The 25,112-nt window shown below is 37.5% G+C and carries 23 protein-coding genes and 1 pseudogene; 19 read left to right on the top strand and 5 right to left on the bottom strand.

Features of this window, described 5'->3' with window-relative positions:
* The 5 genes from MUN88_RS15690 (at window position 1) to spo0A (ending at window position 5,508) form a co-directional block, all read left to right on the top strand.
* A complete protein-coding gene (locus MUN88_RS15690; RefSeq protein ID WP_244716694.1) occupies window positions 1–819 on the top strand; it encodes a TlyA family RNA methyltransferase in 819 nt (272 codons plus the stop codon).
* A gap of 66 nt (window positions 820–885) precedes the next feature.
* Window positions 886–1,335 (top strand): transcriptional regulator AhrC/ArgR, encoded by a 450-nt coding sequence (ahrC, locus tag MUN88_RS15695; RefSeq protein ID WP_244716696.1) that lies wholly within the window; start codon window positions 886–888, stop codon window positions 1,333–1,335.
* An 18-nt stretch (window positions 1,336–1,353) separates the two neighbouring features.
* Entirely contained in the window at window positions 1,354–3,072 is a 1,719-nt protein-coding gene (recN, locus tag MUN88_RS15700; protein ID WP_244716698.1) for a DNA repair protein RecN, read from the top strand.
* Window positions 3,073–3,209: 137 nt separating this feature from the next.
* Window positions 3,210–4,496: a SpoIVB peptidase gene (spoIVB, locus tag MUN88_RS15705; protein WP_244716700.1), complete on the top strand. Its 1,287-nt coding sequence runs from the start codon at window positions 3,210–3,212 to the stop codon at window positions 4,494–4,496.
* A gap of 232 nt (window positions 4,497–4,728) precedes the next feature.
* On the top strand, window positions 4,729–5,508 hold the full coding sequence (gene spo0A, locus MUN88_RS15710; RefSeq protein ID WP_244716702.1) for a sporulation transcription factor Spo0A: 780 nt from the start codon (window positions 4,729–4,731) through the stop codon (window positions 5,506–5,508).
* A 43-nt stretch (window positions 5,509–5,551) separates the two neighbouring features.
* Here spo0A and MUN88_RS15715 read toward each other — a convergent pair whose 3' ends face one another.
* Complete coding sequence (locus MUN88_RS15715; RefSeq protein ID WP_244716704.1) at window positions 5,552–6,652, bottom strand: mechanosensitive ion channel family protein; 1,101 nt, start codon at window positions 6,650–6,652, stop codon at window positions 5,552–5,554.
* Between the two features lie 182 nt (window positions 6,653–6,834).
* Here MUN88_RS15715 and safA point away from each other — a divergent pair.
* Together safA and MUN88_RS15725 are read left to right on the top strand one after the other, a co-directional pair.
* Window positions 6,835–7,385: pseudogene (gene safA / locus MUN88_RS15720) on the top strand (SafA/ExsA family spore coat assembly protein).
* A gap of 195 nt (window positions 7,386–7,580) precedes the next feature.
* Window positions 7,581–8,927 (top strand): aspartate kinase, encoded by a 1,347-nt coding sequence (locus tag MUN88_RS15725; RefSeq protein ID WP_244716706.1) that lies wholly within the window; start codon window positions 7,581–7,583, stop codon window positions 8,925–8,927.
* Between the two features lie 22 nt (window positions 8,928–8,949).
* On the opposite strand, the gene MUN88_RS15730 is transcribed toward MUN88_RS15725, so the two are convergent.
* Both MUN88_RS15730 and MUN88_RS15735 read right to left on the bottom strand, forming a co-directional pair.
* Window positions 8,950–9,993 (bottom strand): NAD(P)/FAD-dependent oxidoreductase, encoded by a 1,044-nt coding sequence (locus tag MUN88_RS15730; protein ID WP_244716708.1) that lies wholly within the window; start codon window positions 9,991–9,993, stop codon window positions 8,950–8,952.
* A gap of 219 nt (window positions 9,994–10,212) precedes the next feature.
* Window positions 10,213–10,455, bottom strand: a complete 243-nt coding sequence (locus MUN88_RS15735; protein ID WP_244716710.1) for a DUF2627 family protein — start codon at window positions 10,453–10,455, stop codon at window positions 10,213–10,215.
* Window positions 10,456–10,584: 129 nt separating this feature from the next.
* On the opposite strand from MUN88_RS15735, the gene MUN88_RS15740 reads away from it, so the two are divergent.
* The 8 genes from MUN88_RS15740 to MUN88_RS15775 all read left to right on the top strand — a co-directional run bounded on the left by MUN88_RS15740 (window position 10,585) and on the right by MUN88_RS15775 (window position 19,386).
* Complete coding sequence (locus MUN88_RS15740; protein WP_244716712.1) at window positions 10,585–12,159, top strand: helix-turn-helix domain-containing protein; 1,575 nt, start codon at window positions 10,585–10,587, stop codon at window positions 12,157–12,159.
* Window positions 12,156–13,256: a butyrate kinase gene (buk, locus tag MUN88_RS15745; RefSeq protein ID WP_244716714.1), complete on the top strand. Its 1,101-nt coding sequence runs from the start codon at window positions 12,156–12,158 to the stop codon at window positions 13,254–13,256. The genes MUN88_RS15740 and buk overlap by 4 nt, the downstream gene beginning before the upstream one ends.
* Window positions 13,246–14,670 (top strand): dihydrolipoyl dehydrogenase, encoded by a 1,425-nt coding sequence (lpdA, locus tag MUN88_RS15750; RefSeq protein ID WP_244716715.1) that lies wholly within the window; start codon window positions 13,246–13,248, stop codon window positions 14,668–14,670. Before buk ends, lpdA begins: the two co-directional genes overlap by 11 nt.
* Complete coding sequence (locus MUN88_RS15755) at window positions 14,663–15,664, top strand: thiamine pyrophosphate-dependent dehydrogenase E1 component subunit alpha (RefSeq protein WP_244716717.1); 1,002 nt, start codon at window positions 14,663–14,665, stop codon at window positions 15,662–15,664. Before lpdA ends, MUN88_RS15755 begins: the two co-directional genes overlap by 8 nt.
* The gene (locus MUN88_RS15760; RefSeq protein ID WP_244716719.1) at window positions 15,664–16,647 is read left to right on the top strand and encodes an alpha-ketoacid dehydrogenase subunit beta; all 984 of its coding nucleotides are present in this window, start codon (window positions 15,664–15,666) and stop codon (window positions 16,645–16,647) included. The genes MUN88_RS15755 and MUN88_RS15760 overlap by 1 nt, the downstream gene beginning before the upstream one ends.
* Window positions 16,648–16,662: 15 nt before the next feature.
* Window positions 16,663–17,928 (top strand): dihydrolipoamide acetyltransferase family protein, encoded by a 1,266-nt coding sequence (locus tag MUN88_RS15765; RefSeq protein WP_244716721.1) that lies wholly within the window; start codon window positions 16,663–16,665, stop codon window positions 17,926–17,928.
* Window positions 17,929–18,132: 204 nt separating this feature from the next.
* A complete protein-coding gene (locus MUN88_RS15770) occupies window positions 18,133–18,762 on the top strand; it encodes a transporter (protein ID WP_244716723.1) in 630 nt (209 codons plus the stop codon).
* 3 nt (window positions 18,763–18,765) lie between these two features.
* The gene (locus MUN88_RS15775) at window positions 18,766–19,386 is read left to right on the top strand and encodes a trimeric intracellular cation channel family protein (protein ID WP_244716725.1); all 621 of its coding nucleotides are present in this window, start codon (window positions 18,766–18,768) and stop codon (window positions 19,384–19,386) included.
* A 2-nt stretch (window positions 19,387–19,388) separates the two neighbouring features.
* On the opposite strand, the gene MUN88_RS15780 is transcribed toward MUN88_RS15775, so the two are convergent.
* Entirely contained in the window at window positions 19,389–20,075 is a 687-nt protein-coding gene (locus MUN88_RS15780; RefSeq protein ID WP_244716727.1) for a TerC family protein, read from the bottom strand.
* Window positions 20,076–20,250: 175 nt separating this feature from the next.
* Here MUN88_RS15780 and MUN88_RS15785 point away from each other — a divergent pair, with 175 nt between their 5' ends.
* From MUN88_RS15785 to MUN88_RS15795, 3 genes are all read left to right on the top strand, one after another.
* The gene (locus tag MUN88_RS15785) at window positions 20,251–21,234 is read left to right on the top strand and encodes a BMP family ABC transporter substrate-binding protein (RefSeq protein WP_244716729.1); all 984 of its coding nucleotides are present in this window, start codon (window positions 20,251–20,253) and stop codon (window positions 21,232–21,234) included.
* 31 nt (window positions 21,235–21,265) lie between these two features.
* Entirely contained in the window at window positions 21,266–23,086 is a 1,821-nt protein-coding gene (locus MUN88_RS15790) for a sensor histidine kinase (RefSeq protein WP_244716731.1), read from the top strand.
* A gap of 173 nt (window positions 23,087–23,259) precedes the next feature.
* The gene (locus MUN88_RS15795; protein WP_244724572.1) at window positions 23,260–23,697 is read left to right on the top strand and encodes a BrxA/BrxB family bacilliredoxin; all 438 of its coding nucleotides are present in this window, start codon (window positions 23,260–23,262) and stop codon (window positions 23,695–23,697) included.
* A 96-nt stretch (window positions 23,698–23,793) separates the two neighbouring features.
* Here MUN88_RS15795 and prli42 read toward each other — a convergent pair whose 3' ends face one another.
* Window positions 23,794–23,898, bottom strand: coding sequence for a stressosome-associated protein Prli42 (prli42, locus tag MUN88_RS15800; protein WP_244716733.1), 105 nt, complete (start codon window positions 23,896–23,898; stop codon window positions 23,794–23,796).
* Between the two features lie 94 nt (window positions 23,899–23,992).
* On the opposite strand from prli42, the gene MUN88_RS15805 reads away from it, so the two are divergent.
* Window positions 23,993–25,111, top strand: coding sequence for a M20/M25/M40 family metallo-hydrolase (locus MUN88_RS15805; RefSeq protein ID WP_244716735.1), 1,119 nt, complete (start codon window positions 23,993–23,995; stop codon window positions 25,109–25,111).
* Window position 25,112 lies beyond the last annotated feature (1 nt).

The following is a 25,112-nucleotide window of genomic DNA, read 5'->3' on the forward strand; positions in this document are numbered from 1 at the left end:
ATGACAAAAAAAATCAGGTTAGATCAATTAATTGTGGATAGAGGGTTAAGCGAATCAAGAGAAAAAGCAAAAAGAACCATCATGGCAGGACTGGTATTTTCAGAGGGCCTCTGTTTGGACAAACCAGGTACTAAAGTAGCAGATGATATAGCGATTGATATAAAAGGAAAAGCTATTCCATATGTTGGCCGAGGAGGCTTGAAATTAGAAAAAGCGCTCGACTATTTCTCTTTGGATATACACGGTAAGGTAATGGTAGATGTTGGCTCATCTACTGGTGGTTTTACCGACTGTGCCTTGCAAAATGGTGTGAAACGCAGTTATGCGATCGATGTCGGTTATAACCAGTTAGACTGGAAATTACGCAACGACCCTCGAGTAATTGTTATGGAAAGAACCAATTTTCGCTATGTGACACCTGACATGCTGACGGAAGAAGTTCCTAATTTCGCTACTGTTGATGTTTCCTTTATTTCGTTACAATTGATCTTAGCACCACTTTATGAGTTATTAGCAAATGAGAGTTTTGTGGTTGTTCTTATTAAACCACAATTTGAAGCAGGGAAAGAACAAGTAGGCAGGAAGGGAATTGTTCGTGATCCTGCCGTTCATTTGCAAGTGCTGCGAAAAATATTGACTTTTGCTGAAACAACAGGTTTTCATATTATTGACGTAACTTTTTCACCAATTACTGGTGGAGATGGCAATATTGAGTATTTAGGTTTGTTAAAAAAATCTGCTGTGCAACAAGAAACACAAGACCTTTTAGCACTGTCAGAAAGCGTCGTGGCAGGTTCTCATCAGCAGCTAAGCAAATAAAATGGGGAGGACTACTTTTTTTGTAGTCCGTTTTCATATGAGAAATGATTGATGGAGGATGTTGAAATGAACAAAGCACAACGGCATATCAAAATACGAGAAATTATTACAGAGAACGAAATCGAGACGCAGGATGATTTAGTTGAAGAACTGCGTAGTCAAGGTTATGGAATAACCCAAGCGACTATTTCTCGCGATATTAAGGAATTGCACCTCGTAAAAGTACCAACACAAGATGGTCGCTATAAATACAGCTTACCTGCAGATCAGAAGTTCAATCCATTAAATAAGTTAAGACGATTTATTATGGATGCATTTATCAGTATAGACACTGCCACTCATTTTATAGTGATGAAGACTCTTCCGGGTAATGCGCAAGCAATGGGTGCTTTGATTGATAATTTAGGCTGGGAAGAAATTGTCGGATGTATATGCGGTGATGATACGATCCTGATTATTTGTAAAACAGTGGAAGATGCAGAAGCATTGAAAGACAAATTCTTAGACATGTTGTAAAAAAAAGGCGGTGGGTAGATGTTAACGGAATTATCGATAAAAAATTTTGCGATAATAGAGCAATTATCCATATCGTTTCAATCTGGATTGACAGTTTTAACCGGAGAGACTGGTGCTGGTAAATCCATTATTATTGATGCGCTTGGTTTACTGATTGGTGGAAGAGGATCGGTTGAATATGTACGTCATGGTGAGAAAAAAGCAGAATTAGAAGGGCTTTTTATTATAGAAGACCGTAGACACCCTGTTTACCAGAAAACAAAAGAATTAGGAATTGATATCAATGAGGACCAAATGCTTGTTATTCATCGAACTATTTCTCATTCAGGCAAGAGCATATGCCGTATCAACGGTAAACTAACGACATTAGCCATTTTAAAAGAGATAGGACAAAGTGTTCTTGATATCCATAGTCAGCATGAAACACAGGCATTATTAAATAAAGAGAAGCACTTGGAACTGTTAGACTTTTTTCATCAATCGAGTCATCCAGATTTCAAAAAATCCTATCAACACCTGTATAATCATTGGAAACAGCTGAAAGATAAGTATGAGGCAAGTAACAAAAATGAACAAGAATTGGCTCAGCGTATGGATTTATTGGATTTTCAATTAAAAGAAATCCAAAATGCTGATTTGCAGCCAGATGAAGATCAACTTCTGACAGAAGAACGAAATGAATTACAGCATTTTGAGAAAATCCACAGCAATTTAAATGATGCGTATAATGCTCTTCATGGAGAACAACGCGGTCTGGATTGGATGTCACATGCAGCCAATCATCTTGAGGAAGCTGGAGAACATCATCAAGCCGTTAAAAAAATGCATCAAGATTATATTGATCATTATTATTTAATGGAAGAGATCTCATACCAAATACGGCAACAACTTGAAAGTATGGATTATGAACCAGGTCGCTTAGAAGTGATTGAATCCCGTTTACATGAAATCGATCAGCTGAAGCGTAAATATGGGCAATCAGTGGAAGAAATTATGACGTACAGCGCAAAAATTGAAGAAGAATTGGATGAGATCACACATCGGGATCAGCATCTTGAGAATCTTTCTAATATGTTACAGGAAGCAGCTCATGATTTATTACTAGAGGCAAAAGAATTGTATCTGCTGAGAAAAAAAGCAGCTAAACAGTTAGAAAAAGCAGTTTTAGCGGAACTAAAGGATTTATATATGGATAAAACTGCGTTTGAAGTAGATATCTCTATACCTAGTCGTGAAAATGGTATTTCATTCGAAGGCAAAAAAGTTACGCCACATCCCCATGGGATCGACCAGGCAAGATTTTTAATTTCTACGAATCCAGGAGAACCTGTCAAGGATTTAGACCGTATTGCATCAGGTGGGGAAATGTCTCGGATCATGCTTGCTTTAAAAAATATTTTCTCAAAGCACCAAGGCATTACGAGTGTTATTTTTGACGAAGTTGATACCGGTGTAAGTGGCCGTGTTGCGCAATCAATGGCTGAGAAAATTCATAACATATCCAGTGGTTCCCAAGTACTTTGTATCACCCATTTACCTCAGGTTGCCTCAATTGCCGATACGCATTTAAGAATAGAAAAGATTGTAGAAAATAATCGTACCCATACAACATTGCAAGAACTAAGCTTTGAACAACGAATAGATGAAATAGGTAAAATGATAACCGGAGAAGAATTAACAACTGCATCCAAAACACATGCACGCGAACTTATCGAGATGAATCACAAACATAAATAATATTCCGAATAATCATTTCTTGAAGTGGAAAAGTTCACCCGATTTTGTTATGTTTAACGGGTTTAAAAAGCCCTCCTTAAGGTCAAATTAATGATACAGATCAAAAACAGTCTGTAAAACAAGGAGGGTCAAAACCAATGAAGAATAACTACGTAAGAAAATGTATAGGATTAATACTCCTTGTCATATTATTTGTACTCCCATGGTATTCACCATTTCAGATATACCTCTCCATCCCGAACCAAATCAAAACTTTTACACAGTCAAATGCAGTGTCTTTACCTACATTAGGTGATGACATTTCAATATCAGCAATGAACGATGATGCCGTTCAATATGCTACAGACTTAATGAATTACTCGCTTGAAGAGAGCGGTCAAGATGAAGTTACCTATACATTTGCCAATGTTCCGGTCAAAAAAGTGGATGTGGAAGTGTACGATGATTTCCGTCTTATTCCTGGTGGTCAATCGATCGGTATAAACCTGCAAACACAAGGTGTTCTGGTTGTAGGACATCATCTTGTGACCACGGAGGAAGGAACCAGTTCTCCAGGCGAAGATGCCAATATTCAAGTAGGGGATAATATTATCTCCATTAACGATAAAAAAATTACGAAAATGCAAGAAGTTGCTCCTATTGTGAAGAAAGCTGGGGAACAGCATGAATCATTAGATGTAGAGCTAAAACGTGGTGGTAAAACGATTGATACAGAGTTAACGCCGCAATATGATGTCAAAGAAGAAGACTATCGAATAGGCGTTTATATCCGTGATTCTGCAGCAGGAATCGGAACAATGACTTTTTACCATTCAGATTCAAAAAAATATGGCGCACTTGGACATATTATTTCAGATATGGATACAAGAGAGCCAGTAAAAATTGATAATGGAAGCATTGTAAGATCGCAAATCACTGATATTAAAAAAGGTGAGCATGGCGTTCCAGGTGAAAAACGTGCCGATTTCGTATTAGATGGAACAGAGATGGGTGATATTACGAAAAACTCTCCGTTCGGTATCTTTGGAACCCTCCATGAACCATTAAAAGGCGACAACTGGGCGAAACCAATGCCAATAGCCTTACCGAATGAAGTGGAAGAAGGACCGGCTAAAATTTTAACGGTTATTAATAAAGAAAAAGTGGAAGCATTTGACGTGGAGATTGTAAATGCTGTTAATCAATCTGCACCCGCAACAAAAGGGCTAATATTAGAAATAACAGATAAACGTTTATTAGATACTACTGGTGGAATAGTACAAGGTATGAGCGGTAGTCCCATCATTCAGAATGGAAAAATAATTGGTGCGGTTACACATGTATTTGTCAATGATCCTACAAGTGGTTATGGCGTTCATATTGAATGGATGCTGAACGAAGCAGGAATAGATATTTATAAATCAGAGAACAGAAAAGCAAGTTAGCGTAGAAAAGAAACAGCTATTTTAGCTGTTTCTTTTACATTATTAGTCACTAGGAAAATAATGGTTGCAGGTTATCTGATCTTTTGCTAAACTAAAAACAAAGATTTTTCGACAAACCGTGTAGAACGAAATTTTGTATATTTTTTGAACGAAAAGAAGGAATTCTATTCCTTTTGTCGAAAGTATTAATTAAGGTCAAAATAGTTAGCATAAGGTGAAGGAGGAACTTTTTGTGAAGAATTCGAATGTAATGTTGGTGGATGACAACCGTGAACTTGTTGATTTAATGAATGATTATTTAGAGGATCAGGATGATATTGCTGTGGTTGGGAGAGCATATAATGGAAAAGAATGCCTGGATTATGTAGAAGAGGTTAATCCGGATGTAATTATATTAGATATTATTATGCCTCATATTGATGGTTTAGCCGTACTATCTAAATTAAAACAAAATGAACGTACCAAGCACATAAATGTGATCATGCTCACGGCTTTCGGACAGGAAGAAGTGACGAAAAAAGCTGTCGGTTTAGGTGCGTCATATTTTATTTTGAAACCATTTGATTTAGAACACCTTGCGGAACAAATCAGGCAAGTACATGGTATCCAAACCTCTGTACATAATGATAAAAGATCTTCAGTGACAAACAGCAAAAGGTTTGATTTAGAAGCAAGTATTACGCATATCATTCATGAGATCGGTGTACCTGCTCATATTAAAGGCTATATGTATTTACGCGAAGCAATTACAATGGTGTACAAAGACATTGAATTATTAGGATCGATCACCAAAGTTCTATATCCAGATATTGCAACAAAATTTAACACAACTGCTTCGAGAGTAGAACGTGCCATTCGTCATGCTATTGAAGTAGCTTGGAGCAGAGGAAACATGGATTCTATATCATCCCTGTTCGGCTATACGGTCAGTGTATCCAAAGCAAAACCGACTAACTCAGAATTTATCGCAATGGTTGCAGACCGATTACGCTTAGAACATCGTGCTAGCTAACTAATATAATGAAACCCCCGAATTATATTCGGGGGTTTCACAATTATTGTTCATCGTCTTGTAAAGTATGCATATTGTGCATACTGCCTTGTTCAAAATATACTGAACGAGAGGGGAATGCAACAGATACATCTGCCTCTTCTAAGATCTCCATTATTTTATAATTAACATTTTGTTTTACTGTTAAATATTCATCCCAAACAATCGACTTCGTGAAAAAATAGAGCATAATATCAAGGCTGCTGTGATTATATTCGGTAAACCGGACAAATATGGTCTCTTGGTGTACGTCCTCATTATTCTCCAAATATTCTTGAATTTCATGAATGACATGCTGAATTTTCTCTTTAGATGTGCTGTATTCTACTCCAAGATTGAAGAATATTCTTCTTTTGTTCATTTCACTCCAGTTTGTAATCGGTTCATTTGATAAAGTTGAGTTCGGTATGGTAATGAGTGAATCAGCAAAGGTTCGAATGATGGTACTTCGGAAATTAATATCCTCTACAACTCCTTCAATACTGGGTGACTGGATCCAATCTCCAATTGTAAATGGTTTCTCGGTAATAATCACGACACCGCCAAACAAGTTTTTGATTACTTCCTGGGCAGCGAGTGCAAATGCTAGTCCACCTAAACCTAAGCCTGCTACAAATCCACTGACGTTATACCCGAATTCCTCTGCAATAATACTGATACTGATCATTACGATAATTACTCGTACTGCTTTGGATAAGAATGGAATTAGTATAGAATCCATTTCAAAATTTAATTTATTACTTATTTTCATGAACAAAAGTGACGTGCTTGATGACAGGTTAAACAGCCATGAAGAAATAGCGAGTATGATCGATATCTTCAATAAATGTTTATAGATATCCTTGTTTGCATCGATGTACGGAAAATAATGAATGGCGATGTAAACACCTATTATGACAAATAAGAAACGCAATGGGTGTTCGAATGCTTTTAAGGCATGATTAAGCAGTTCCGTTTTTCCTTTATTGGATAACTTTAAAAACAAGTAAAAAATGTATTTAATAAACAATTTTCGTAAAAGGATAGCCAGAAATATGACGCCGATACTAATGCCGATATTAATATAATCCTCATACGTGATAGCTTCCCAGAATCTCCAGTCCAACGTGTTACCCTCCATTTTTAGCGTTATATAAATACTTTATCATGATCAATATGTATTTCCAACTATTTATATATAGTTTCCTGCAGGTTGGACAATTTAAACACGTATAAATTTGGAGAGGACTGTTGAACGTGAGAAGAGTATTATTTGTGCTATTATTCGTTGTGTTATTTTTATTGCCGATGCAAACTGTATTTGCAGCCAGTACTTATACTGTGCAACCCGGTGACAGTTTGTGGAAATTGCTGTCAAATATCAGAAAGGATTATCCGAAATCATTGAAGCAAATGAACAAATCACAAATCCTGATTTAATTTATCCAAACCAACAAATTACGATTCCGACGATCGATGAAATTAAAAAAATCGAGCATCAAGTTATCCAATATACGAATGAGGAAAGAGAGAAAAATGGTCTTCCTAGCCTGCGAGCCGATTGGGAACTATCTCGTGTAGCACGATACAAATCGCAGGATATGCTGCAAAACCAATATTTTAGCCATACAAGTCCAACATATGGTTCACCATTTACGATGATGCAGAATTTCGGTATTTCATATTCATCTGCAGGAGAGAATATTGCGAAAGGCCAAAATACAGCATATCAAGTTGTGCAAGCATGGATGAACTCAAGTGGCCATCGCGCTAACATTCTAAATGAAAAATATACACATATAGGTGTAGGCTATGTAAAAGATGGAAATTACTGGACGCAAATGTTTATTGCGAACTAATCCAACAGACTCAAATACGCTCAATGCTTATTTGACAGTCTCTCGTCTTGAATTTTAATAAATGTACCATTGTATACATTCAAGCGCTGATATTCTCCGATATTTTTGCTTTTAGATGCTTATTTTGTTTAACAATTCAGACAAAAGTATGATAATATTTTTATGGTAGCAAAATAATTAATGGAGAGGTTAAACATGAAAGTAGCTAAATTTGGAGGAAGTTCAGTAGCAAATGCTGAGCAATTACAGAAAGTAGCATCTATTATTCAAGACGATAAAGATAGAAAAGTTATCGTCGTATCAGCACCAGGTAAACGATTTTCAGATGATATTAAAGTAACAGACATGCTTATTGAGCTTGGGGAAGCATTCTTTAATAAGCAACCGTACGACCAAAAATTACAAGCAGTATTAGAGCGGTTTCAATCGATAACAAATGAGTTAAACTTATCTGACCAGATCATCAAGGAAATTAAAGATGGGGTAGAAGGTGTATTGCATTCTGAAGATAGTGATGCTTTAAAGATGGATGCATTAAAAGCTACAGGCGAGGATTCCCTTGCAAAGGTTTTGAGTGCTTATTTACAATCGTTAGGGATTGAAGCAACATACTTAAATCCACAGCAAGCAGGAATTTTTGTAAGTGATCATCCTGGAGGCGCACAAGTGCTTGAAGAAAGCTATGATCATTTGTATCAGTTAAGAGGGCGTACAGAGATCGTCGTAATTCCTGGATTTTTTGGTTATTCCAAAGCAGGTAAATTAATAACTTTTTCACGTGGAGGATCTGATATAACAGGATCTATTGTTGCTGCAGGGGTAAAAGCGGATTTATATGAAAACTTTACAGATGTAGACTCTGTTTATTGTGTGAACCCGACAATTGTGGACAATCCAAAACAGATCACATCCTTAACGTATAAAGAGATGCGTGAATTGTCTTACGCAGGATTCTCTGTTTTTCACGATGAAGCATTGATTCCAGCATTTAAAGCAGACATTCCAGTTTGTATTAAAAATACGAACAATCCGAAAGCAATGGGAACGATTATTGTATCGAAAAAGGAACCACAACCGAATCCAGTAGTGGGTATCGCCAGTGATACAGGATTTATCAGTATCTATGTTAGTAAATACTTAATGAACCGTGAGTTAGGGTTTGGTCGTAAGCTGTTAACGATTTTAGAAGATGAAGATATCTCATTTGAGCACACGCCTTCTGGTATTGATGATATATCTGTCATTATCCGAGAGTCTAACATGACTCCTGAAAAAGAAGAACGTGTTATTACCAGAATTAAAAGAGAGTTAGATCCAGACACTGTCAGCGTTGAACGTGATCTTGCCTTGATCATGGTTGTTGGCGAGGGAATGGACAGTACAGTAGGCTTAGCAGATAAGGCAACGCATGCGTTTCATCAGGCAGATGTCAACATTGAAATGATGAACCAAGGGTCTTCTGAAGTTTCCATGATGTTTGGAATTAAAGCAGACAAAGTAAATGATTCTGTTAGAGCACTATATCGTATGTTTTTCGAATAATGGAAAAATACTTGACTAATTCTTAGTCAAGTATTTTTTGTGTTTTTAGAAGCTCTTTATTTTTTGTTTTAAATTTCTCGTTATGAGAGGATACCATGGCACTTTCATGGGACGAAGGATCAATAAATTGCTTTGCTTTATTCACTGCATTACAAGCATCTTGAAAGCATCCAGCAATTAAATGTAATTTGCTCTCGTGTTTCAGTATATCCCCAGCAGCATAGATGCCGGGAATATTCGTAGAACTGTCTGTGTTACCTTGAATTAATTGGTATTCATCCAATGCGATATTGATCGAACTATTTTCAAACAGGGAACGATCAATGACATAACCGTGGTTAATGATTACTTCGTCTATCTCATGCCACTGCTCAGTTTGGTGTTTTTTATTGTATAATAATGCTTTGCTGATATGGTCATTGTCTTGTTCGCTTACTAATTTTTCAATTGTTGTGTCCAAATGTATTTCTATGGAACTAGATAAGACTTTGTTAACTTCTGCCTCATGTCCTTTTAATTGTTCACTACGATAAACGAGAATGACTTTTTCAGCAATTGGCTCTAATTCATTTGCCCAGTCAACGGCTGCATTACCACCACCTGAAATCAACACTCGTTTGTGCTTAAATTGCTGCAACGATGGAACTATGTAATGGAGATTCGTTACCTCAAACTTATCGATTCCATCCAATTTAAGTTTTTGCGGATTTAATATTCCGCCACCAATAGCTACGATAACGGTTTTGGAATAATGTGTTTCTTTATTAGTGCTTAAGATAAAATAGTCTTCTTCTTTACGAATATCGGTAACCTTTGTATCTAAGGCAACAGTTGGAGAGAAAGTATGAGCTTGTTGTACGATTTGCTTTATAAAATCACCACCACTGATCGGTGGTTGACCACCTACATCCCAGATCATTTTTTCAGGATAGACATGAACCTTACCGCCTAAGTATGGCTGGTATTCAATTATTTTTGTCTTTAGGTCACGTAGACCGCTGTAAAAAGAGGCAAATAATCCTGCAGGGCCTCCGCCGATTATCGTGACATCATATATATCTTTCATACCTTGCACCTCCGAAAATGAAAATCATTCTCATTCAATAATACTGTAACCGCTAGTAATTTGCAACAACAAAAATCGCTCGATTCAAACTAACTTCGAAGAGCTAGCATATACTGTATGTCAACATAACTACATTTATATAAATCGTCTTATGAGCACACTTACTTTTTCAAGGTTAGGCGCGATTGATTCAGCTGAACATAAAAAAACAGATATTCATTAAGAAGAATATCTGTTACGCTTGCCGCCTTTATTTAATTGTCGTTTTTTATCGCGATGCAGGATAAAACCACCAATAAAATATAAACCGCCGACAAAAAGAACAAGTCCGATAATAAATTGAATCACAATATGAAAAAAGAGGAGATTCAATTCACCGAAGAAGGCATCTCTCATTAATTTAATACCATATGTTGCCAAAACAGCTGGTAAGACTAGTAACAATAACGCAATCAGTCTCAAAAGGTTTCCTCCTATAGTGTGGAAATACTTAAAGTATAGCAAAAAAGCTCGATAATTGAAAATAGCTTTATCTTGCAATATCTTGCAAGAAATTATACACTAGAAGCATGAAAAATAATGCAAGGTGTGATGAAAATAGCTTCAATTACGTCAATGAAATATGATCATGTGTTGCAGCAATTGCCAGTGGGTATTATGTTAATCAATAAAGACGATCGCATCGAATTTGCCAATGCAATGGCGCGAGAATTATGCGAGTTAGCCAATGACAACGATCTGCAGTCCTTGTCTGAAATCATTGATCATCCAGCTACGATCAATGTGAAGCAACTCCATCAACATGTTGAATCGATTGATACGATAAAAATTAATCAACAAAAAGTACTATCTGTTTATCGCCCATTTTTTAGCGAACAAGGGACATTAATGGGTATCATCTTAATGTTTGAGTCTCTACATACTTTTGATAAACAGGTACGTGAGTTTACTGACAAAAAGATGCTTGAAAGTATTATTGAAGAAAGTATGAAACATCATCATTATGATTTTCGAGTAGTTATGCCAGATAAGACGGAGTGGTTTGTTAGTCAAAAATGGCAACAATTAAGTAAGAAAGAAAAACAGTGGGTGGATCTGCTAGCTACAAAAGCTATCAATGCAAGACGAGAAATATCAGACCGTGTACAAGTTTCCTCTAACAGGGGCGGATCTTTAGAAATTATCTGCAAGCCTTTGTGGAATCATGGGAAAATAGCAGGCTGTATGCAATTTGTTAATAAGAGCAGTGAGCAGGAGACGGATGAAGAGTTAACAATTGCACGACAATTGATTCGTAAACTGGAATCCTCTTATCGAATGTCGGATATCATTGCTGTTTCCCCTGCAATGAATATAGCAAAGGAGCAAGCAAAGCTATATGCCAAAATGCATACCCCGATTATGATTAAAGGGGAAGTGGGAACAGGTAAGCAAATGATGGCACGAGCGATACATGATTTAAGTGAATGGAGAGACTATCCGTTTTATTTTATTCGTTTTTCTGAATTGCAAAACGCTATAACAAAAAAACTGCCTATTAAACAAAAAGGTACTTATTATATATATATGGATTCAAAGTTGACTCAGGACAGACAAGAACAACTGTTAGAAATAATGACCAAGCAGCACCATATCCGAATAATATTCGGTACTGCCACAGCCATCCATGCAACTGACTGGCTTGATGGTCTCTATGATATGTTGCAAAGATATGTCATGGTCTTGCCTAATCTTAAGGAGAGAAGCGAGGATTTTCAACCACTTATTATGTCAATAATAAATATGTTGAATCAAAAATATCAAAAAAATGTATCTGCTATCGATGATCATCTGCTCACGCATTGGATAAAGCAGGATTGGCCAGGAAACGTCATGCAGCTGGAACGAACGTTGGAAAAACAAGTCTTGCGTGTTAGTTTTGGGACTGAGGTACTTACGTTGGATCAGTTGGAGCAAGCAGATATCGATTCCCCAGTTCCATCAGTCACATTCCAGAACAGAAGCTTACAGGAAGCAATTGATCAATTTGAAAAAGATTATATTTTCTCTGCACTTAAACAGAATCAGTTTAATAAGTCTAAGACAGCTAGAGAGCTAGGTGTATCTGTGCGCAATTTATATTATAAAATGGAAAAATATAATATGGAAAGAGGTGCAAATTCATGACGTCAGAACTCTTTCGTATATTAGTTATTAATCCATTAGTCGAAGGAACAAGAATTGCCGTTTATGAAAATGAAGAATGCCTTTATGATAAAATGATTCCATTGCTAAACGAACAGTATGACCTGGAAACTCTCCAGCAGTTGAAAGATCGAAAAAAGGACATAACCGATACCATTCAAACAGTAGGATTTAATATTGCTCACTTTGATGCTGTTTGTGGGCGTGGTGGCCTGTTACGACCAATAGAAGGCGGTACTTATCAGATCAATCAACAGATGATTGATGACCTCAACAATCAAATAAATGGGGATCATGTATCCAATCTAGGTGCGTTACTTGCAGATGAAATAGCGCAGGACTGGAACTTACAAGCCTATATCGTTGATCCGGTTGTGGTAGATGAAATGTTTGACATTGCCAGAAAAACCGGAGTACCATCAATCGAACGTAAAAGTATTTTTCATGCATTGAATCAAAAATCAGTGGCAAGATCATTAGCAAGACAGTTACAGGCAAATTATGAGGATCTCTGCCTGATCATTGCACATATCGGTGGTGGTGTCACGGTAGGGGCGCATCAATATGGTCAAGTGATTGATGTGAATAATGGTTTTGATGGTGACGGTCCTTTATCTTTTGAAAGAGCTGGATCGATTCCTAATAAAAGCTTGATAGATCTCTGTTTTGAATCAGGTTTATCAAAGGGAGCAATCCAGGATAAAATTATCTACCAAAGTGGACTGAAATCGTATTTGGGTATCGAACGCAAAGCGGATCTCGATTGGTTATGGCATACATCACCAGAGAAAGTCGAAGAAGTATTTGATATATTAGGTTTTCAAATTGCAAAAGAGATTGGTAAGATGAGTACTGTGTTATCGGGTAATGTGAACGCAATTGCCTTAACAGGTGATTTGGCTGCTTATCCATATTTGAATGAAAAAATTATTCAGCAGGTCAGTTGGATTGCTGATACATATGTATTCCCAGGTGAGAATGTCATGCTTGCCTTAGCGCAGGGGACATTACGTGTATTAAACGGGAAAGAAACAATAAAGCATTATGATAAAGGAAGGAATGGCAAAAATGGCTCATAATTATGATCTGGTTATCCTAGGTGGCGGGACGGGAGGTTATATGACGGCAATCCGGGCCGTTCAGCTCGGCCTGAAGACAGCTGTAGTGGAAAAAGAGGCGTTAGGCGGCACTTGTCTGCATAAAGGTTGTATTCCTACGAAAGCATTACTGAAAAGTGCGTCCGTTTTTCAACAAGTTAAATCTGCCGCAACATTTGGTGTGGAAACCTCTGAACCGACATTTAATCTCATGCAAGCAATCGAGCGGAAAGACAACATAGTAGCTTCTTTACATGAGGGTGTAACACATTTGATGAAAACTAATCGAATAGATGTTTACGAAGGATATGGACGAATTTTAGGTCCTTCAATTTTTTCACCAATAGCAGGGACGATTTCTGTTGAGTATGATGATGATCGAGAGAATGATCTTTTAATTCCAAAGAATGTGGTTATTGCTACAGGTTCTTCCCCAGCTGTACTGCCTTCTATCAAATCTGATCACGAAGATATTCTCACGTCAGATGACTTAGTCAATTTAACTGAATTACCTGCTTCAATTGTTATCGTTGGCGGTGGTGTGATCGGAATCGAATGGGCCTCTTTTCTACATGATGCAGGGGTTGAAGTGACCATTCTGGAAGCACAGGAACACATTTTGCCAATGTTTGATCAAGAGATAACGAAGCAGTTGAAACGATCTCTTGAGAAAAAAGGAATCACTATTGTAGAGCAAGCAAAGATTGAAAGTGCAACGAAGACAGAAGCGACGAAATTACAGGTTCAGTATCAGAAAAAGGATCAAATACATCAAATGACAGCAGATAAACTATTGCTGGCAGTAGGAAGAAAGGCGAATACCTACAAAATAGGGCTTGAAAACACAGATATCCAAGTGGATCAAAAAGGTTTTATAAGTGTAAATCAAGATTTTCAAACAGAGGAAAGTCACATTTATGCAATTGGGGATGTTATAGGTGGCAGACAACTTGCTCACGTTGCCACTTACGAAGGAAAAAAAGCGGTGGAACACATTGCGGATGTTACAACCAGTACATTATCTGATCAGGAAATACCTTCTTGCATATACAGCAATCCGGAAGTAGCGATGATAGGATTTACGGAACAGGAAGTAAAGCAAAAAGGTTATGATTACCAAACAGAAAAAATATCACTTCAAGCCATTGGAAAAGCACATGTGAATGGTCATACGGATGGTTTTATGAAAATAATAATAGATACAAAAACAGATGATATATTAGGCATCCATTTATTAGGTGAACACGTAACCGAATTAATAGGACAAGCAAGTATCGCAAAGTACTTTGATAGTTCAGCACTAGAATTGTCAGAGGTTATGTACCCGCATCCATCCGTGGGTGAAATTTTTGGAGAAGCTGCACAAGCAGTACAAGGGAGGAAAATTCATGGTTAATCAAACAGTCGATATTAAGTCCGATAAAGAAACATTATTAAATATGTATCGGGAAATGTTATTAGCAAGAAGAATTGATGAAAGAATGTGGCTGCTAAATCGTTCAGGAAGCATCCCGTTCGTTGTATCCTGTCAAGGTCAAGAAGTGATGCAAATTGCAGCATCTTTTGCTTTGGATAAAGAACAAGATTATGCATTGCCATATTACCGGGACTTAGGAGTAGTTGTTCACTTCGGAATGACAACAAAGGAAATATTCCTGCAGGCTTACGCTAAAGCAGAAGACCCGAACTCAGGCGGTCGTCAAATGCCAAGTCACTTTAGTCAGAAGAAAAATCGAATTGTAACAGGCTCATCACCGGTAACGACTCAGGTACCACATGCAACTGGCTTTGCTCTAGCCAGTAAAATGGAGAAAAAGCCAGCGGTATCTTTCGTCACTTTAGGGGAAGGATCATCTAACCAAGGTGATTTTCATGAAGGGTTGAATTTTGCAGGAGTCCATAAATTGCCAGCTATTTTTATGGTAGAAAACAACAAATATGCGATTAGTGTGCCGCTTCATAAGCAGGTAGCTTGTGACAATATCTCTGATCGTGCCGTCGGTTATGGAATGAAAGGTATTAAAGTCGATGGTAACGATGCATTTGCTGTATACGAAGCAGTGAAAGAAGCACGGGACCGTGCTATTAATGGCGAGGGGCCAACACTGGTTGAAGCTGTTTCTTATCGCTTAACACCACACTCTAGTGATGACGATGACATGACATATCGAACAAAAGAAGAAGTAACGGAAGAAAAAACAAAAGATGGTCTTGCTGTCTTCAAAAAACACCTGGTAGAACAAGGATTTTTAACGGAAGCATTAGAAGAAGAGATCGAATCATCCATCAAAAACGAAATCAATGAAGCGACTGAATACGCAGAAAACGCACCATATGCAGACGCATCTACACTAGAACGCTATGTCTATCATGAAAAGGGGGCTAACTGATGGCTGTAATGACATATATTCAAGCTGTGAATCTGGCTTTGAAAGAAGAAATGGAACAAAACGACAAGGTTTTTGTACTAGGGGAAGATGTAGGAAAGCGAGGAGGAGTATTTCTTGCTACTGCTGGTTTGTACGATCAGTTTGGGGAAGAGCGTGTCATTGACACACCACTCGCAGAATCTGCCATTGCAGGAGTAGGGATCGGTGCAGCGATGTACGGTATGCGTCCGGTTGCGGAAATGCAATTTGCCGATTTTATATTACCGGCAGTTAATCAAATTATTTCGGAAGCAGCGAAAATAAGGTACAGATCGAACAACGATTGGGATTGCCCGATAACCATCAGAGCTCCATATGGTGGCGGCGTCCATGGGGCATTGTATCATTCACAGTCTATTGAAGCGATTTTTGCTAATCAGCCTGGACTGAAAATTGTCATGCCTTCAAGCCCGTATGATGTAAAAGGTTTATTAAAGGCAGCGATCCGTGATGATGATCCGGTATTGTTTTTAGAACATAAACGTGCTTATCGGCTACTGAAAGAGGAAGTACCGGAAGAAGATTATACTGTTGAGATCGGTAAAGCAGACATCAAACGTGAGGGAGAAGATGTCACTGTCATAACTTATGGCTTATGTGTCCATTTTGCGAAACAAGCTGCTGAAAAACTGGAACAGGAAGGTATTTCTACAGAGATTGTTGATTTGAGAACTGTATATCCACTAGATCAAGAAACGATTAAGCGGGCAGCATCCAAAACTGGAAAAGTATTGCTCGTTACAGAAGATAACAAAGAGGGAAGCATTATTGGTGAAGTAGCTGCTATTATTAGTGAGCATTGCTTATTTGATCTAGATGCTCCAATTAAACGGTTAGCTGGACCGGATGTACCAGCAATGCCATACGCACCGCCATTGGAGAAGGAATTTATGATGAATGCCGACAAAATCGAACATGCCATTCGAGAGCTGGCAGAATTTTAAGAAGGAGTGAGTAGTGTGACGGTCCAACGAATTAATATGCCCCAGCTTGGGGAAAGTGTCACGGAAGGGACTGTAAGTACCTGGCTTGTGAAACCAGGCGATTATATTGAAAAATACGATCCTATCGCAGAAGTCATGACAGATAAAGTAAATGCAGAAGTGCCATCTTCCTATTCAGGGGTGATTCAAGATCTGGTGGCAGAAGAAGGACAAACAATCGAAGTAGGGCAGCTGATGTGCTACATAGAAGTAGAAGGAACCCAGACAGAACAGGCTGCTCAGCCAGAAACTGCATCAGCACAGAAGAATGAACCTTCATCTGCCTCGTCTGATATGAAGCAACGGTATTCACCAGTTGTGATGCGTTTAGCTCAAGAAAATCAGATTGATTTAAATACCGTTAACGGTACAGGAAAAGGTGGCCGCATCACGAGAAAAGATATCGAGAAGGTTATCGCGGATGGAGCATCAAACAAAGAGGTATCAAATCCTGTGAAAGAAGAGCCAACAAACCAATCAGAGCAATCAGACGAGGAATTCACACCACCAATTATCCGCAGAAAGCAAGTGGAGGCCAACCCAGGTGACAAAGAAATTCCAGTAACGGGTCTGCGGAGAACGATTGCTCAGAATATGGTGCGCTCTAAAACAGAAATTCCACATGCATGGATGATGATTGAAGTGGATGTAACGAACCTTGTAGCTTATCGTAATGCCGAAAAAGACAGATTCAGGGAAAATGAAGGGTATAACTTATCATATTTTGCTTTCTTTTTAAATGCGGTGGCTAAAGCATTGAAGAAATTCCCTGAGTTAAACAGTTGCTGGGCAGGAGAGAAAATAATCCAGCGTAACGACATCAATTTATCGATTGCGGTAGCGCATGAACATGAACTATATGTACCAGTCATTAAAAATGTAGATGAAAAAAGTATCAAAGGGATTGCGAAGGAAATTGCACAGCTTTCCCAGAAAGCAAGAACGAATACATTGACACAAGAAGACATGGAGGGTGGTACCTTTACTGTCAATAACACAGGCTCATTTGGATCAGTGGAATCGATGGGTGTAATTAACTATCCGCAATCTGCTATTTTGCAAGTCGAGTCGATTGTGAAACGACCGGTTATTATTGATGATATGTTTGCGGCCCGAGACATGGTGAATCTTTGTTTATCACTGGATCATCGTGTGCTGGATGGTGTTATTTGCGGCGCCTTCATGTCCCATGTCAAAGCGATATTGGAAAATATTTCGAGCGACACAACGCCTATATACTAGACAACCTGTCATACCGATTATGCTCACAGAAGAATATAGTAGGTATGATAGAAATTTGGATATTAATATCTTTATCATTCTTGGGATAGATGGTAAAAAAACTGTTCCCATTTTCTGCGAAAAACAGTATACTAATAAAAGCAAGGGAAACCTACGATTAAAAACTGCAGGTTTCCCTTTACTTATTCTGAATTGGTGATGAGTATGCAACGTGTTACGAAAGTGATATATGATTTGATCATGATCGTGCTGGTCATGGTTACCATTTTGACGTTATGGGCAGAGAATGAAATTAATTCGGTCATCAATCTGATTGTCTGGCTGATCTTTTTAGTAGATTATATTGTACGGATTATAATGGCAGAACAAAAGTGGCAGTTTGTAAAACAAAATCCATTTCTGTTGATTGCTGTTATCCCGTTTGACCAGTTTTTTCAAGTTGCCAGAATTGTAAGATTATTATACCTGTTTCGTATCAAAACGATTACGAAATATTATATTTCACCTTATTTGAAGAAGTTATCCAATATTACACTTGTCCTTTTTTTTGCACTTATACCGATTTTGCTTAGCTTGGAAGCTGTGTTTATTTGGAAAATGGAAAATCAATTAAGCTATCTTAGTGCGTCATTTGCTGCCGTATTCAAACATTTGTTTATTTTTGCTGGAAGTATGGATACGATAGAACATTTTCCTACCATCGTCGTATTGACAATTACCTCATTTTTTGGTGTGATTATGCAAGGTGTCGTACTTCAATGGTTCTTTGAGAAGTTCGAAACGATGTGGATGAGGAGATGCAAGTTATTTTCTACATCACGAAATGGAGGGTAACCCATGTTATTGATTGAAACATTTGTATATATAGGTACCATTGCATTTGCTATTTCTGGTGCATTAATTGCAATAAAGAATAATTTAGATATTTTTGGAGTCATCTTACTTGGTTTAACCACAGCTTTAGCAGGTGGAGTCATCCGCGATATTATGATCGGTAATATTCCACCTACTAATTTAGCGGATCCGCAATATTTCTTGGTTAGTTTATTAGCGTGCTTGATCACTATACTATTTTTTGACAAGTTAAATAGATTTGAACACGCCATTGTATTTTCCGATGCAATTGGTCTAGGGGTGTTTACCGCTGTTGGAGCCAATGCTGCCATCTCTTTGGATTACTCGGAGCCATTCCTGATTGTTGCAATGGGTCTTGTCACAGGTATTGGCGGCGGGGTGCTGCGTGATGTTTTTGTGCGTGAAATACCACTCGTATTTCGCAAAGAGATCTACGGGATTGCATCGATTGCCGGCTCAATCAGTTTGATTCTAATGTATGAATTTGTCACGCCAAGTATTAGCTTGTATATTTGTTTAATTGTTACAGCTACTATTCGAATGTTGGCAGTAAAGTGGAAATGGAATGTTCCAATTGTACACAAGAATTCTGTTGTTAAGTAGTTTTAATGACTGCCGGAATAGTTTTCGTTGTTGGAAACATAGGCAGATACGACAACACCAATGGTTAGGATGAAACTTAGAATAATAGTTATCATGCCGGATTGTAATTGAAAAAAGTTAAACACGAAAGGTTCATGAATCATCATATCAACACCGGTGTACACTAAAATAGCCGAACCGATATACATGAGAAATGGATATTTCTTCAATAACAATACAATGAATTTGGCACCGAAAATCATTAATGGAATACTTACCATTACACCTAAGGCTAGCAGGGTGACACTTCCTTTCGAAGCGCCGGCTATCGCAACAACATTGTCCAAGCTCATGATCACATCCGCAATAATAATGGTCATCACAGCTTTATACAAGGATTGGTGGGAAGCGATATCTTGTGCTTCTTCTTCTTTTAACAGAATCTTGTATCCTATCCAAATTAATAATATACCACCAATCAAATAGATTAGCGGAAATTTAAGCAAGAAAATAATTCCGCTCGCAAAAGTAATACGAAGCAAAATAGCCCCCGCAACTCCAAATAATATTGCTTTGTTTTGGTGCCTTTTGTTCAAATTCTTCGTCGCCATGGCAATAATAAGTGCGTTATCACCTGACAAAATAATATCAATTGATATTACTTGCAACAAACTGATCCAGTCCAACTCTGCCCACAAATTACTGATCACCGAAATATCCTCCTTTTTAACCTCTGTCTTTTAACTATATGCTTGTCTATCTTATCAATATTCCAAGTATCAGGTAAAAATTTTGTCGAATTCGAAAGAAAATTGGAAAAGTATGTTCAAAACTTGTCTTTTTATGTATAATAATATTGTCAGTATTTACTAAGGGAGATGTTTTATGGGGACAAACAAACAACTAAAATACATCATTGCCTTTACATTAATTGTCTCATCTATTTTTATTATTTTTCTCATTTTTAAGGCTTCTCATATTTTAGAAAATTTAAATGCCTCTGCCAAAAAGGATGCTAAAGTACTCATACTCACTTCCGATAATTTGAACGATCAAAGCTGGGGTGGATTGGCATATAAAGGAAAAATATTAATTGAAGACGAATATAACATTTCCGCTGAAGTAATAGGTAGTGTGAACGAAAATAAAGATACCGCAGATTTGGTAAAGACATATGTTAACAAAGGCTATCAGTTGATTATTGGACATGGCAGGGAGTTTTCTGAACCATTTTACCGCTTGATGAATCAATACAAAGATGTACAGTTTGCAACAATTCATGGGCAATCTACAGGTGAGAATCTTTCTGTATATACGTTTAATCAGAATGAAGTTGAAGTTGTTGCGGGAATGGCGGCAGCTATGAAAACCGAAACAAATAGAATAGCAATAATTGACGCGGTAGATAATTATCATAAAGACTGGGGTTTTCCTGACGGTGTAGAAAAGATTAATCCTGACGTTTCTCTAACCTATAAATTGGTACCTGAACGAACAAATAAACAAAAAGCGAAAGAAGTAGCAGCATCATTAATTGATTCTGGCGTTGATGTGATCTATACGAAGGGTAACAGCTATAATCAAGCGGTTATTAATTACGCCAAAGAACAGGGAATTTATTTAATCGGCTATTTGGAAGATCAATCATATATGGCAGAAGAACTTATGCTTACCAGTGTTACAAATGATGTTCCAATGGCTTACAATGCAATTATAAAAGACTATCTAAGCGAGAAAGGATTGCCTCACAGTAAAAAAATGCTGAATGAGAGTGATGGGGTCTATGGTCTTGCTCCACTCGGACCGATGTTCACGGAGTATGAGATTGAACAAATGCAAACTGTAACAGATGTAGAGATCCCTTATTAATAAGGTCAAACGATGATAGGAGATATACCGAATGATAACGTTCTTTAACAACTTCTCACTTCGGAATAAGCTGTTATGCATTCTCCTCGTTGCGATTGTAATATTCAGTGGCTTTTCACTGCTGCTCATTCAATCGATTGAGAAAGTCAGTTCAGTGTCTAACACAATTCAAAATGAAAACATTCCGGAGATAGTCTGGTATAACCAATGGGAGAAAGAATTAGCCATTAAAAAACAAATCGTATTAAAAAGTATAGAGAATGGTTTTCAAAATGACTTTCAACAGGAATTTCAACAGTACAGCAGCAGTTCAGAAAGTGAAGAATTGAGTCAAGTACTAAAAACTACCGAAAAAGCAGAAGGGTTACATACCGAACTTATGTTACTTGAATTTATCATTACGAATAAAGTTTTCGGATTATTACAATATAACGATACAGAAGCGGCAGAAAATGTACTCCAACAGGAATATTTACCTGCATTGGAAGATTTGAGCGAGCGACTGCTTGCACAACGAAACGAGGAATTAAATGCCTTACAAAAGAATACGAATACATATCCAGAAATAATTGAGCAATCATTATATTTTTTAATTATACTTACCATTATAGGAATTCTACTTGCGATCTATTTTTCTTATAGACTTAGCAGAAGTATTACCAATCCAATTGAGAAAATGGTTGCGAAAGTTGATAATATCTCCAACGGGAGTTATGGAGAGACCGTAACAGATTTTGTTCAAGTCGAATTTAAAAGCTTGGCCAATTCAATCAACCGTATGTCGATGAGGTTACAGCAATCATTTCATCAGATTATGTCTGACAAAATTAAACATGAACAAATATTAAATTCGTTGCCTATCGGTATTATTACAAATGATTATAATGAAAAGACTTATTGGGTAAACTCCTGTGCACGCTATTTGTTCGAATTTGATCAAGATATGATATCGGATCGTGATTTAATCGAAAAACAAAAGCAGTACCCTATATTAAATATGCTATTGTCCAATAAAGTCGTTCATAATCAAAAGTTTCAATTTACTAGTCGTAACGAAGAATATGTTCTGCTGGCGTCACATACGAATCTCAAAGATTTAGATCGTCAAACAACAGGGAAGATTCTCTATTTTGTAAATATTACGGAATCTGAGATGCTTGAAAATCAAATTGTGCAGTCAGAGAAGCTCGCGCTAGTCGGGGAAATGGCTGCAAGTTCAGCTCATGAAATCAGAAATCCGTTGACTGTTATCCATGGTTTTCTGACACTGATGAAAGAGTCTATGTCTAATGAGGAAGCTGAAAAATATCATTTCCACTTGATGATGAAAGAAATCGATCGATTATATTCCATCGTGGAACAAATGCTTCTTATGTCGAATCATAAAAAGCCGGAAAAAGAAATGGTATTACTTTCGGAACTTCTACAAGAATTATTGCCTTTAATGTATAGTTCCTTAGAAGCAAAAAATATTAACTTAGTTACTGAAATTGCGGAAGAGTATATTCTAGCTGATCAGAAACAGTTGAAGCAAGTATTTCTGAATCTGCTCCAAAACAGTAAAGATGCGATTGGCGATAATGGAACGATAATAATTGAAAGTACGCTTGAGTTTAACCAATATGTCATCTATATTCGTGATACCGGTTCCGGCATTCCGGATACAATCAGACAAAGTTTATTCGAGCCTTTTTCAACATCTAAAGACAGTGGTACCGGTCTAGGTTTGAATGTAGTAAGAAGAATTATTGAAAATCATAATGGGTCTATTTCTATTTACAAAAGTGATCACAACGGTACCACCTTTAAAATGGCTTTACCACACGTGAAACAAAAAAGTTCAGTTGTTTGAAAATAACGACTTTTGTTGATATTATGAACAGAGAATTAATTTTATCATGGTAGTCATCGTCTGTAAGAACTCTCTACTGGAAATGAAAGTTAGTAGGAGGACTAGGAGACTGATGTCTATCGAAAGGGTTTCGAAACCTAAGGTGGGAGAATTACTTTATTAAGAGAGGGTTGATATATATGGATTTCAATTTATTTATGGGTGATATCGTCGAGTCCGCACGTAATGAAATTACCCAGGCGGGATACGATGAACTTAAAACACCAGAGCAAGTACAAGAAGCATTAAGTAAAAAAGGAACGACATTAGTGATGGTGAATTCTACCTGTGGTTGCGCGGGCGGAGTAGCACGTCCTGCAGCTGCTAGTGCAGTACATTATGACAAAAGACCAGATCAATTAGTAACTGTTTTTGCTGGTCAGGATCGAGAAGCAACGGAATTAGCTCGACAATACTTTGAAGGATATCAGCCTTCATCACCTTCCTTCGCTTTATTGAAAGATGGTCATATCATTAAAATGGTGGAGCGACATGAAATTGAAGGTCACAGCCCTGTAGAGGTCGTGAACAAGCTACAGGGATTATTTGAGGAATACTGTGAGGAAGTATAAAGTGTGAAAAGACACCCAACTGAACTGGGTGTCTTTTCCTGTGTGGTATTCATTGCTATACACATTTCAAAGAGTCAAAATTGATTTCATTCTTCTTTAATTAATAAACATTGCCAATCCAGCAGTAAAAGTAGATAAGATCATAGCTACAATCATTATATATACGATAATTTTTGTTCTTTTTTCACGTTTTGAAGCCATACTAAAATCCTCCTTTATGGGCGATACTAACATATATTTTACATGTAATTATAGAATAGGACAAGTGAAGATTTCACAAAAAAGGAGTTAGCAAATGAACAATCAAGATAGAATAGTCAAACAATTTATTGAACTAGTTCAAATCGATTCAGAAACAACGAAAGAACGTAAGATAGCAGATTATTTACTGCAATTATTCGAACAGTTAGGTTTAGAGGTGAAAGAAGATAATACCCATAAACAAACAGGGCATCAAGCTGGGAACATTATTGCCCGCCTCCAAGGAACTGATTCTGACATCCCAGCGATTTATTTCACTGCACATATGGATACAGTTGTACCAGGAGAAGCAATCAAGCCTGTGATCAAAGACGAATTCATTTATTCAGATGGGACTACAGTATTAGGTGCAGATGATAAAGTAGGGATTACTGCGATAGTTGAGCTTATCCATCTGTTGAAAGAACAGCCTCTGGTACATGGCGACATTTATTTTGCCATTATGAGCGGGGAAGAATCAGGACTTGTAGGTTCACAATACTTTGATGAGTCGCAATTACCAGTTTCTTTTGGCTATGCTCTCGACAGTGACGGAGAAGTTGGATCCATTATTACAGCAGCACCTTCACAAGCAAAACTATTTGCAACTATCAAAGGTAAAGCAGCTCATGCTGGTGTTCAACCGGAAAAAGGAGTGTCTGCGATCAGTATGACTGCAAAAGCTATCACAAAAATGCCGTTGGGTCGCATTGATGAAGAAACGACTGCCAATGTAGGTAGCTTTGAGGGAAAAGGTCCTACAAATGTGGTGTGTGACCGAGTCTTGTTAATTGCAGAAGCTCGATCATTGTCGAAGGACAAACTAGAAAAACAGGTGGAAGCAATGTGCACTGCGCTAAACGAAAGTACAGCGAATATGGGTGGAGAAGTAGACATTGAGATAAAGCATATGTACCCAAATTATCAATTTGATGAAAATGATCAAGTTGTTCAAGTAGCAATAAAAGCTGCATCTGCTCTTGGTAAAAAGTCTGCATTGAAAGTGAGTGGTGGGGGAAGTGATGCGAATCATCTGTCCGGTAAAGGCATTCCAACCGTTAATTTAGCAGTCGGCTATGAAAATATTCATACGAAAAATGAACGAATCAGTATTGCCAGTTTAAAGGAAGTTCCATTGTATATGTATGAAATTGTAAAGCAATTATCAAAATGAG

It is taken from the genome of Gracilibacillus caseinilyticus (genome assembly GCF_022919115.1).
In the GTDB taxonomy this organism is placed as follows: domain Bacteria; phylum Bacillota; class Bacilli; order Bacillales; family Amphibacillaceae; genus Gracilibacillus; species Gracilibacillus caseinilyticus.